Origin of the sequence: Vibrio sp. L85 (assembly GCF_963871815.1) — a bacterium.
Lineage (GTDB): Bacteria > Pseudomonadota > Gammaproteobacteria > Enterobacterales > Vibrionaceae > Vibrio > Vibrio harveyi.
Genome location: NZ_CAWMYL010000249.1, coordinates 1 through 9,970, shown reverse-complemented (window position 1 = coordinate 9,970; position 9,970 = coordinate 1). Strand labels below are relative to the sequence as shown.

The following is a 9,970-nucleotide window of genomic DNA, read 5'->3' as shown; positions in this document are numbered from 1 at the left end:
ATGCAGCGGCTTCGGTATTGCGTTGCTCACCCCTTAACAGGGCGTTAGCTTCTTTGTGCGTAAAACTAGTAGATTAATCCTCTTTAAAATGTAAAATTCGCGCCACAAAAATTTGTAGTGTTTGAGGTGTTCCTATTAGCAACGGAGTTTCTAAAGATGTCGCAGCATTGAGTGCAGCGGCAACAGCAGCCAGTGTATCTGTTTTTGTAGCAACAGGTGCGTTTGGTGCTATGAGTGCAGCGATCGGTATCATTCTGCTAGCTTTGGTTTTTGCATTTGCGTTTGATTGCATAAATAAGCCTAAAGAACGATTGGCATATTCGTTTGTAGTTGGTTTGCTTTTGCTAATGACGTTCGCGCCAGTCTATGAGTTTTATGTGTTTTATAACTTGCACAGTTACTTAGACGCAGGTTTTCTTGGTATGTGGAAGGTATTGATCAGTTGCAACAGTCGAGCACTGTAAGTTTTTGGTTATTTATCGCCTGGCTTGTTCTAAGCGTAACTAGTTATATCTTATTTAGTATTTATGTCCGTTTTGGCAAGAGAGTATCAGAAGTGAACATTAGCAATAAAACTGAAAAAATTGGTATTTTACTAACAGTAATCTGGGGCATGTTGTTAATTTCGTTGGTCGTTTTTAAGTGGGACGATCTTGTTAAAATGACTCTAAATGAATGCGGGGACTTTTTAGCGGGAGCTATGGCTCCCGTAGCCTTTTTGTGGCTAATTGTTGGCTATTCCCTACAGCGATATGAATTGAGACAAAATACTGCTGCACTAGTAGAGCAATCGAAGTTTTTAGAGGCTTCAGCGAGAGCGGCGAAAGTGCAATCAACAATGTCCATCATTAAGCCGTAAAACGAAGCTAACAATCTGTTTAAGAGTGATTCGCAACGCTTGGCATTTTTGCTATGCGTTGCGTTTTGTGTTTAAGGTGGTGTGCGGAAGCATCGGTATTGCGTTGCTCACACCTTAACAGGGCGTTATAACCCTAGGATAAGAGTAGAGAAAATAACGGGATATAGAGTTTCTTCATTAAAGACGACCCCGAAAGTTCCGGGGCTTGAGCTGTATGTATTTATTGTCGGTTCTATCGAGTGGAAAACAGGCTTTTCCGACCGTTTGATGAAGAACTTTGATGTACTTGCTCGTAACCTTGGTGAAAAAGGAGTGATAGTAGCCCCGCACGATGGTTCCGACCTCACTGAAGAATTAGCAGGTTGCGTGAATAATCTTGGTAACAAAAACAAAGATATTCATGATTTTTTAGCAACTGGCTCCAAAACTGGCGTTGGGTTGATGTTAATGTCCTCACATCCCAATGACCTCACAGACGAAGATTTAGTGTTGTATTCCCCACTAGAACTATTGGATGCAAAGTTTGGAACATTGGAGCAATTCTTTGCTGAGTTGTGTGCATTTTCAGAGCATAAAGATGCCTCATTTGTTTCAAAGTTTTCAGAAGCCAAATCAGGATTGGTGTCTGAGACTGCAAATATGATTGATCTTAATCCTAATCTCTTTGGCATAGGGGTAAATTTGAATCCTATGAAAGACAAGGTTATGAAGAAATTCGGGTTATAACAAAGCATTTAAGAGTGATTCGCAACGCTTGGCATTTTTGCTATGCGTTTCGTCTTGTGTTTAAGGTGGTTTTCGGCGGCATTGGTATTGCGTTGCTCACACCTTAACAGGGCGTTATATTTTACTGGAGTTCATCATGCTAAACAGAATCGAAGAATGGATTGATTTAACGAACGAAAGGTTTTCTAGCCAACGAAAAAGTTGTGCGTTGTTTGCGCGTCAGTTCGCCGGCTTCTACTCCGAAGAATTTCTAGCTGACTCATATTTTGTGATCGTTGATAGTATCCCAAAGCCAGATTTCCCAGAATTACGAGAAGCGGGTTTAGGTGACTTTCTTGATATGGAAATTCAAGGTATTACATATAAGAACACTTATTATATTCTACCGACTTTCGCTCAGGACCTACGACTGCACTTTCACGAGTTGGTGCATGTTGCTCAATGGAAAACTCTTGGCGCTCCTGGCTTTTTGCAACGCTACATAGCCGAGGTTCAAAGTGTTGGCTATAAGGATGCTCCGCTGGAGAAGTTAGCTTATGCATTTGATCATCACTTTTCTCAAGGTGGGCAAAAAGTTGATGTTCCAAGCTATGTAGAAAATAAAATATAACAAACTGTTTAAGAGTGATTCGCAACGCGTGGCATTTTTACTATGCGTTGCGTTTAGTGTTTAAGGTGTTATGCGGTGGCTTTGGTATTGCGCTGCTCACACCTTAACAGGGCGTTAGTCGCCAGAAAAAGTTAGTAGTCAAAATCACGTTTCTAAGCTTAAAATTTGGCTGATGATTGTTTGGTTCACAGGCTCGTCTTCGATGGTCATAACTCAGTTTCAGCGGTTTTAAGTCCAAAGCTTTGCAAGTGTCCTAGTGGTTGTTTTGTTCTTTGGTGCTGAAAGAGTAGGGCAATCGAGAATTTATTTTTGGTTGCAACTCTGCTCGGTGAGTTTGTTGGTTCAAAAGCAGATTTACTCGCTGACAAGGCGCTTTCTCTGGTGTGGTAAATTCCACGTGGTTTCAGTGATTTTGTTGAAAGTTCGCACTGTGCGATTGGTTTTCCAAAAGCGCTTTTTGGTGTTGTCAGTCCGTTTTCTACGGCGCTGTTTGTTCCAAGTGGTTTCATTGAGTAGCCGCTTTGAAACTACGCCTGACTTAAATGCATCAAAGCACATAAAGTTTGTTGTTCGCAAAGTTTAGTTCGGCTTAAAATTGTCGCTCGGTGCCTCGCGACTAACAAACTGTTTAAGAGTGATTCGCAACGCGTGGCATTTTTACTATGCGTTGGTTCAAGTGTTTAAGGTGGTATGCGGGAGCTTCGGTATTGCGTTGCTCACACCTTAACAGGGCGTTATGTGCTTTGGGAGAAAATGGAAATGGATATTCCCGACAGATTCAAAAATGTAAGATACGTTTCATCCCGTATTCCAGGTTGTAAAGATGATTCAGACTTAACGCTTGGAGCTAACTGTCAGGTCTTTGCTTATAACCTGCTTAAAGACTTCGGTCTAAATCCACCTAACTACCGTTCTAGTGAACTGTGGGGTGACTCAGAGTTTAGTGAAGTGGTCACTGAGTTTAAGCCGCTAGATATCATGATGTACAACGACCCTACTGACTCATACGGAGCACACGTTGGGGTGTATGTCGGTAATGGACTTGTCTACCACCTTTCTTTATCCAATGGCGTACCCATGTTTGAGCGCCATTTAGACTTACTTCAACAAAGTAAGTATCAGTTTTTTATTGGCGCTAAGCGTATAAAACAGTTTGGTGCATAACGTAAGGACGCACATAACAAACTGTTCAAGAGGGATTCGCAACGCGTGGCATTTTCACTATGCGTTGGTTTCAGTGTTTAAGGTGGTATGCGGCAGCTTTCGTATTGCGTTGCTCACCCCTTAACAGGGCGTTATGACTCACCTCTAAATTTCTTATCTAAGTCACGGATATTAATATGCAATGTGTTTATTATTTGGTTTGTGTTAAATAAGGAGCTTCAAATGGCACGTAATAGATACTGGGTAGTTTGGACTAATGCTATTGAACAATGGCAAGTTAAAAAAACAGGAAATGAAACAGCGCTTAAGAATTTTAATGTTAAAGCTGATGCAATTGATTATGGTGTTGATGTAGCAAAGCGCAATATGCCTAGTCAACTGACGATCAAGAAGAAAGATGGGCAGATTGAAGACGAAAGAACTTATGGTGATGACCCTTATCCACCTAAAGGCTAAATGAGTCATAACAATCTGTTTAAGAGTGATTCGCAACGCTTGGCATTTTTGCTATGCGTTGCGTTTTGTGTTTAAGGTGGTTTGCGGAGACATCGGTATTACGTTGCTCACACCTTAACAGGGCGTTAGGCGATGGGCAGGAAAGTTCTTTGTTCTCATTTTCTTAGGTCTCTTTGAGCATTCGTTTTTCTAAGTCGGCAATTCAGCATTGTTGGCTCAAATTCTTGAACCTCTCTAACCGTAAAACATGCCAAGGTTTGCGGGTTGCCTCATTGGTTTTCATAGTCGGTTGGTTGTGAGTTTCACTGACTCAAAGTGTGGAAAGGGCAAGTTAATTGAGCCTTTTGTTCTTGCTTTAAGTTTGTAGCTTTACGTTTCGTTTCCTCAAAAGCAACTTGATCGCTGAAAGTCTGCATTTCGTGGTTGTTGGAATTTTGGCTGAAACATAGTGACATTTGTGGTTCTTGAATCACAAAAAGTCAGTGGGTGTTTGGTTGCTTATTTTGTTTCGGGTAATCTGCTTTCAAACCAACTTAAACACTGGTGGGAAACTTCGCCTAACAAGGCGTTTAAGGCGGATTCACAACGCTTGGCGATTTTAGTTCAAGTCAGCTTAAGTGTTTAAGGTACAATGATTTAAGTTTGGTGGTTGGCGTTGTTCACCACTTAACGCGGCGTTAGGCGGCGGGCAGGAAAGTTCTTTGTTCTCATCTTCTTAGTTTTCTTTAAGCATTCGTTTTACTAAGTCGGCAATTCAACATTGTCGGCTCAAATTCTTGAACCTATCCAGCCGTAAAACATGCCAATGTTCGTGGGTTGCTTCATTGGTTTTCAGCGTTGGTTGGTGGTGAATCTCACGGGCTCAAAGTGTGGAAAGGGCAAGTCAACTGAAGCTTTCGAACTTGCTGTTAGTTTGCAGCTTTGGGTTTCTCGGGTTCAAAACCTTCTTTATTGCTAGAGGTTTGCATTTCCTGCTCGTTGGAATCTTGGCTGAAACATAGTGGCTTTTATGGTTCTTGAATCACAAAAGGTTAGTGGGTGTTTGGTTGCTTATTCGGTTTCGGGTAATCTGCTTTCAAAACCACTTAGACACCAGTGGGAAACTTCGCCTAACAAGGCGTTTAAGGCGGATTCACAACGCGTGGCGATTTCAGCTCAAGTCAGGTTAAGTGTTTAAGGTGCAATCGCTTAGGTTTGGTGGTTGGCGTTGTTCACCACTTAACGCGGCGTTAGTTGAATAGGGAAAATCCGTGTATATTTTTGAAGCATTTCTTAATGTGCTTGCGCAAGTCTGGTATCTAGTGCCTTTATTGCTCATTGTTAGCGTTTTCAAACGTAGGTGGCTAAAAGGTGTATTCGGTGAGTTTCTCGTGAACCGTCTTTTGTCCAAATTACCAGAGTCTGACTACACGCTAATAAAAGACGTAACGTTGCCGACTAGCGACGGTACAACTCAAGTCGACCATATTGTGGTTTCTAAATATGGCATCTTTGTCGTTGAAACTAAGAATATGAAAGGTTGGATATTTGGCTCGGCTCGCCAGAAACAGTGGACACAAAAGATTTACCGTCATTCCTCTAAATTTCAAAATCCACTGCATCAGAATTACAAGCACATAAAAGCTCTAGAAACCTTGCTAGGTTGCAGTGAAGAGCACTTGCATTCAGTTATTGTTTTCATCGGCGACAGTACCTTTAAAACCGAAATTCCTCCAAACGTTACCTATGCTCGAGGAAGTATTCGATACATTCAGCAATTTAACGAGGTAGTGTTCTCTGACAATGATTATGCTCGGTTAACAGAGTCTATAAACCGGCTAAAGTTAAAGCGCGGAGTCATTACGGATTTAAAGCATCGTAAACATGTCAAAGAAGTTGTTGCATCCAAAGTTAGCTCAAATGAGTGTCCCCGTTGCGGCTCTGAAATGGTGTTGCGTGAAACCAAGCGTGGTGAAAATATAGGTAAACAGTTTTGGGGTTGTTCAACCTTTCCCAAGTGTAGGGCTGTGAAACAATTCAACTAACAAACTGTTTAAGAGTGATTCGCAACGCGTGGCATTTTTACTATGCGTTGGGTTTAGTGTTTAAGGTGGTATGCAGCGGCTTCGGTATTGCGTTGCTCACACCTTAACAGGGCGTTAGTACGGGTTTGACATCAAAGGTCATAAGTTTTGGTGTTTATCTGTTTTGGCGCTCGTTTTTACACCTTTCAGTTTGTACCTTTCACGTTCTTTCCGGTGGCACTATATGCGGAGTGTTCGCTTTGATTTCACTGTTTACGGCTTCTAACTCTTAGCCTATTTCTTTGGCGCTTCTTCATTTTCGTGGTGGCTTTTGAGAGAGCCTTGGTTACTTTTGGTGTGGCTGTTGAAGTACGAGGAAAGAATCCATTTCTAATTTGAAGCCAGTGAAAGTAGGGCAGTTCAGTGCGTTTTTCTTCTAGCCAACTTTCGTCTCTCAATGACGGTAAAGTTTTGTAGCTGCCCGTCTCACTTCAGTGTTCAAAGCCTTTCATATTATGCGACTTTTCAATATCTTGGAGCGCATAAATAGAAGTAGCGCATGTACTAACAAATTGCTTAAGAGTGATTCGTAACGCGTGGCATTTTTACTTTGCGGTGGCTTATGGTGATTAAGGCGTTGTGCGGTAGCTTTTGTATAGCGTTACTCACACCTTAGCAAGGCGTTAGGTGCTTTGAGCAATCTTCAACAAGTTAGGTATATAAATGAAAGCACTAAGTAACAGAGAAAAGAGTCATATTAGCGGAGAGTTGTATAGTCCTGATTCAGAGGGTTTACCTGAAGATAGGCTCAAAGCTGCCAAACTGTGCCATCAAATTAGTTCGTGCTTTGATTCCGCAGAGAAAAACGGCTTAATCCAAAGCCTCTTTGGTCGCTCTGACCAAACGACTCAATTAAATGGAAGCTTCTTCTGTGACTATGGCTACAACATCGAAGTTGGCAAAAATTTCTATATGAACACCAACGGCGTCATTTTAGACTGTGGCAAGGTTATTATCGGCGACTACGTGATGATAGGTCCGAACGTAACATTGTGTACAGCCGGTCACCCAATTGATGCTGCAACGCGGTATACCTATGAAGAGTTTGCAAAGCCAATCTATATTGCAGATAAGGTATGGATTGGAGCTAATGTGGTTGTTTTACCTGGTGTAAGCATTGGTTTTGGTGCTGTAGTAGGCGCGGGAAGCGTTGTAACCAAAGACGTCCCTGAAAATACAGTCGTAATAGGTAATCCAGCAAGAGTCGTGAAAGAAAACATCAATACGGAACAGGCTGAAACACGCACCTAACAAACTGTTTAAGAGTGATTCGCAACACGTGGCATTTTCACCATGCGTTGGTTTTAGTGTTTAAGGTGGTATGCGGCGGCTTCGGTATTGCGTTGCTCACACCTTAACAAGGCGTTATGTGCTTGGAGATCAAATGATAAAACAGCCTCCTTACAAAGTTGAGTTTGGTCAATCAGGAGAAGTCCCTCCGGCGCACGTTGTTGCCATAGATAATACCTCAATAAAGTTAAGCAATAGCAGTCGAGATGGTGATACAAGCGGTCGTATTGATGAGCTTGATCTCAATGGTGGGATTCAATCAAAGGAAACCAAACAGATGATGCTTGAGCTCAATAAGCAGGGTTTTGTGTTTGCTTACGATGATAAAGCTTATATTTCACCTAGCCATTTTATGAAGCAACTTTTATTGAGCGGTGACCTAAGAACATCATTCAAAGAAATCAGTTGGTCAAGTCCAAAGCAATGGTGTCTTACAGAGTATGAATTTGAGCAACGCACAAACTGTTCAAGAGGGATTCGCAACGCGTGGCATTTTTACTATGCGTTGATTTTAGTGATTAATGTGGTGTGCGGTGGCTTCGGTATTGCGTTGCTCACCCCTTAACAGGGCGTTATAGCACAAGGCTAAGAAAGGCAATATTTTGTTAAATATTGCCTTATAGTTTTTATCGAATATCGTAGAGATCATCTTCTACTAGCATTTTGAACATAGTAAAAGATTTACCGTTGTGATTGACGCTTTTACCGAATAAAAAGGCGTTAGGTCTGTAGGCATACTGGTAGCCGTATGATGAGCACTCAACATTGGTACCATCGTCGAATTTTATTATCCTGTCGTAGTCACAGCCTTCAAAACTTTCTTCGTATTGACCTTCGTCGTTGTAAAAACCTTCGATTGTTTTAACGTCTATCAACGTCCAGCCAACAAGTTTCTCTAGTGTTCTTTCCTTAATCCGAGCCTCTGCTGTCAATGATGTAAGGCTTAGTGCGCAAATTGCAAAGTATAAAATTGGTCTCATAATTTGATTCCACTAATTTTGGTCGCGGGATTATAAGTTTTTACTTTTTTAAAACCATGATATCGGACAAAGTGTTGTGGTCTATTGTGCTATAACAATCTGTTCAAGAGGGATTCGCAACGCGTGGCATTTTTACTATGCGTTGAATTTAGTGACTAAGGTGGTATGCGGCGGCTTTTGTATTGCGTTGCTCACCCCTTAACAGGGCGTTATGTTCTAGGAGGAGTTTCATGTTCGGGAAAATATTTGGCAGTAATAAAGATAAAGCACTGAAAGAAAACGAAGTCCGGATAGTTCTTCCTGAAGAATCTTATACTTTACTTGAGTGGAAAAAAGATGATTTACCATGCGTTGGCATGTTGAACTCTGGACTCATTGGTTTTGAGCATCGCGAAATTTTTGGCTGGCATCTTTCTGTAATAATTGATTTTGATGACTTAGCCGAGCATGGAATGCCTTCGGAAGATGAGCAAGCTATCGTTGACCCATTTTGTGATCAATTGGACGAAGAGATTAAAGCGGGTGGTAACGCGCTCTTTCTTGTGAGAGAAACATGGAATAACACTCGTCGCGTAGTATGGCGAGTATATGACCCTGAAGTTGCGCATCAACATCTTCAGTACATAGTTGACCATTATCGTTATCCGCGACAATTTGATTGGCACATGGAACAAGATCTAGAGTGGGAGCAAGCTGATTGGTACTTCAAGCAGTTACGAACATAACAAACTGTTTAAGAGTGATTCGCAACGCGTGGCATTTTCGCTATGCGTTGCGTCTAGTGATTAAGGTGGCATGCGGGAGCATCGGTATTGCGTTGCTCACACCTCAACAGGGCGTTATGTTTAATCAGGAATTCCGAGTGATATTTGAAGAAAGTTATTCTAACTACTTGGCTGAAAAGCTATGTATCAACGTTAGCGAATTTGAAGAAGACTTAAAAAGGCGGTTTGGTTCACAAGCTACTTGTTTTAATGTTTTAGTTAGTTTTTTGCTTCAAGATCAAGCGAGAAGCAGACTCCCCAACCTTGATGTGATGAATCAAAGCTTCGAAGGTTCCGATATGAAAGAAAGAGCGTTCAATCATATTAAAGCTTCATTTACTGTTGATGAAGCACTCGAAGATTATCTTTATAAAATCATGTGTTATTTCTTTTGGTATTTTTGTGGCGGTTTAGTTGAACTCTTCAAACATCGTCAAGCTGAAAATCGAGGACCACGGATTTACTTAACACAAAGAATTGTGAGTGATGAAGTGATAGATTCAAATTTACCCGCTGTAGTTACTGCATATCGAGGTATGAGTACAAGTGAATCTCAATCAGGGTCATTTGGTATGTCTTGGACTTTGAGCAAAAAGAAAGCAGAAGAGTTTGCCTTTACTACGTACAATGACGAGCCTAGAGGTGTTGTTGTAAGCACTACTATTGAGCGAGACAATATCTTATATTTTGACCCATCTGATAACGAAGACGAGGTTGTAGTGGCAAATAATTCTTTGGTGCAAGGTATTGTCGTAGCAACTTAAACATAACAAACTGTTCAAGAGTGATTCGCAACGCGTGGCATTTTCACTATGCGTTGCGTTTAGCGTTTAAGGTGGTATGCGCCGCTTAGGTATTGCGTTGCTCACACCTTAACGGGGCGTTAGTTCCCCAGAGGAAGCAATCAATCCGTAGGGAATTTTTGTTTCTGGTGGAGTACACGCATAACTCGGAGGATATCGCCCTCGACCCAGTAAGAGACAATCATCGAAATCTCAGGAATAATGAGTAATCGTCCGCGGATGCCATCTCGTTGTACACCCATTAAAGGTTGTTCA

The 9,970-nt window shown here is 41.6% G+C and carries 13 protein-coding genes and 1 pseudogene; 10 read left to right on the top strand and 4 right to left on the bottom strand.

The annotated features are described in order from the left end of the window. Nucleotides 1–73: 73 nt before the first annotated feature. Complete coding sequence (locus AACR11_RS28130) at nucleotides 74–292, bottom strand: hypothetical protein (RefSeq protein WP_139374636.1); 219 nt, start codon at nucleotides 290–292, stop codon at nucleotides 74–76. 132 nt (nucleotides 293–424) lie between these two features. Here AACR11_RS28130 and AACR11_RS28125 point away from each other — a divergent pair, with 132 nt between their 5' ends. From AACR11_RS28125 to AACR11_RS28115, 3 genes are all read left to right on the top strand, one after another. Next, nucleotides 425–859, top strand: a complete 435-nt coding sequence (locus AACR11_RS28125) for a hypothetical protein (protein WP_201769197.1) — start codon at nucleotides 425–427, stop codon at nucleotides 857–859. Between the two features lie 81 nt (nucleotides 860–940). Continuing rightward, nucleotides 941–1,585 (top strand): hypothetical protein, encoded by a 645-nt coding sequence (locus tag AACR11_RS28120; RefSeq protein ID WP_029790589.1) that lies wholly within the window; start codon nucleotides 941–943, stop codon nucleotides 1,583–1,585. Nucleotides 1,586–1,721: 136 nt separating this feature from the next. Further along, the gene (locus AACR11_RS28115) at nucleotides 1,722–2,195 is read left to right on the top strand and encodes a hypothetical protein (protein ID WP_029791008.1); all 474 of its coding nucleotides are present in this window, start codon (nucleotides 1,722–1,724) and stop codon (nucleotides 2,193–2,195) included. Between the two features lie 206 nt (nucleotides 2,196–2,401). Here the strand turns inward: AACR11_RS28115 and AACR11_RS28110 are convergent, their stop codons facing one another. Further along, nucleotides 2,402–2,704, bottom strand: coding sequence for a hypothetical protein (locus AACR11_RS28110; protein WP_029791007.1), 303 nt, complete (start codon nucleotides 2,702–2,704; stop codon nucleotides 2,402–2,404). A gap of 244 nt (nucleotides 2,705–2,948) precedes the next feature. Here AACR11_RS28110 and AACR11_RS28105 point away from each other — a divergent pair, with 244 nt between their 5' ends. The 5 genes from AACR11_RS28105 to AACR11_RS28085 all read left to right on the top strand — a co-directional run bounded on the left by AACR11_RS28105 (nucleotide 2,949) and on the right by AACR11_RS28085 (nucleotide 7,733). Beyond that, nucleotides 2,949–3,359: a hydrolase gene (locus AACR11_RS28105; protein WP_029789819.1), complete on the top strand. Its 411-nt coding sequence runs from the start codon at nucleotides 2,949–2,951 to the stop codon at nucleotides 3,357–3,359. A 222-nt stretch (nucleotides 3,360–3,581) separates the two neighbouring features. Further along, the gene (locus tag AACR11_RS28100; protein ID WP_029789818.1) at nucleotides 3,582–3,815 is read left to right on the top strand and encodes a DUF2188 domain-containing protein; all 234 of its coding nucleotides are present in this window, start codon (nucleotides 3,582–3,584) and stop codon (nucleotides 3,813–3,815) included. A gap of 1,250 nt (nucleotides 3,816–5,065) precedes the next feature. Beyond that, nucleotides 5,066–5,839, top strand: coding sequence for an NERD domain-containing protein (locus AACR11_RS28095; protein WP_029789817.1), 774 nt, complete (start codon nucleotides 5,066–5,068; stop codon nucleotides 5,837–5,839). Between the two features lie 702 nt (nucleotides 5,840–6,541). Beyond that, complete coding sequence (locus AACR11_RS28090) at nucleotides 6,542–7,129, top strand: sugar O-acetyltransferase (RefSeq protein ID WP_029790014.1); 588 nt, start codon at nucleotides 6,542–6,544, stop codon at nucleotides 7,127–7,129. A 133-nt stretch (nucleotides 7,130–7,262) separates the two neighbouring features. Further along, nucleotides 7,263–7,733: a DUF3265 domain-containing protein gene (locus tag AACR11_RS28085; RefSeq protein WP_323128487.1), complete on the top strand. Its 471-nt coding sequence runs from the start codon at nucleotides 7,263–7,265 to the stop codon at nucleotides 7,731–7,733. A gap of 61 nt (nucleotides 7,734–7,794) precedes the next feature. Here the strand turns inward: AACR11_RS28085 and AACR11_RS28080 are convergent, their stop codons facing one another. Next, a complete protein-coding gene (locus tag AACR11_RS28080) occupies nucleotides 7,795–8,148 on the bottom strand; it encodes a hypothetical protein (RefSeq protein ID WP_029790013.1) in 354 nt (117 codons plus the stop codon). Nucleotides 8,149–8,378: 230 nt separating this feature from the next. Here AACR11_RS28080 and AACR11_RS28075 point away from each other — a divergent pair, with 230 nt between their 5' ends. Both AACR11_RS28075 and AACR11_RS28070 read left to right on the top strand, forming a co-directional pair. Further along, nucleotides 8,379–8,873: a DUF695 domain-containing protein gene (locus tag AACR11_RS28075; protein WP_050925171.1), complete on the top strand. Its 495-nt coding sequence runs from the start codon at nucleotides 8,379–8,381 to the stop codon at nucleotides 8,871–8,873. A gap of 56 nt (nucleotides 8,874–8,929) precedes the next feature. Further along, nucleotides 8,930–9,676, top strand: a complete 747-nt coding sequence (locus AACR11_RS28070; RefSeq protein ID WP_339367397.1) for a hypothetical protein — start codon at nucleotides 8,930–8,932, stop codon at nucleotides 9,674–9,676. 140 nt (nucleotides 9,677–9,816) lie between these two features. Here the strand turns inward: AACR11_RS28070 and AACR11_RS28065 are convergent. Further along, nucleotides 9,817–9,970, bottom strand: a pseudogene (locus tag AACR11_RS28065) (type II toxin-antitoxin system mRNA interferase toxin, RelE/StbE family); the annotation flags it as partial.

Bases quoted from the DNA above. Each gene is read 5' to 3' on its own strand.
- AACR11_RS28130 (WP_139374636.1), bottom strand. From the start codon at position 292: ATGCAATCAAACGCAAATGCAAAAACCAAAGCTAGCAGAATGATACCG.
- AACR11_RS28115 (WP_029791008.1), top strand. From the start codon at position 1,722: ATGCTAAACAGAATCGAAGAATGGATTGATTTAACGAACGAAAGGTTT.
- AACR11_RS28110 (WP_029791007.1), bottom strand. From the start codon at position 2,704: ATGAAACCACTTGGAACAAACAGCGCCGTAGAAAACGGACTGACAACA.
- AACR11_RS28105 (WP_029789819.1), top strand. From the start codon at position 2,949: ATGGAAATGGATATTCCCGACAGATTCAAAAATGTAAGATACGTTTCA.
- AACR11_RS28100 (WP_029789818.1), top strand. From the start codon at position 3,582: ATGGCACGTAATAGATACTGGGTAGTTTGGACTAATGCTATTGAACAA.
- AACR11_RS28090 (WP_029790014.1), top strand. From the start codon at position 6,542: ATGAAAGCACTAAGTAACAGAGAAAAGAGTCATATTAGCGGAGAGTTG.
- AACR11_RS28085 (WP_323128487.1), top strand. From the start codon at position 7,263: ATGATAAAACAGCCTCCTTACAAAGTTGAGTTTGGTCAATCAGGAGAA.
- AACR11_RS28080 (WP_029790013.1), bottom strand. From the start codon at position 8,148: ATGAGACCAATTTTATACTTTGCAATTTGCGCACTAAGCCTTACATCA.
- AACR11_RS28075 (WP_050925171.1), top strand. From the start codon at position 8,379: ATGTTCGGGAAAATATTTGGCAGTAATAAAGATAAAGCACTGAAAGAA.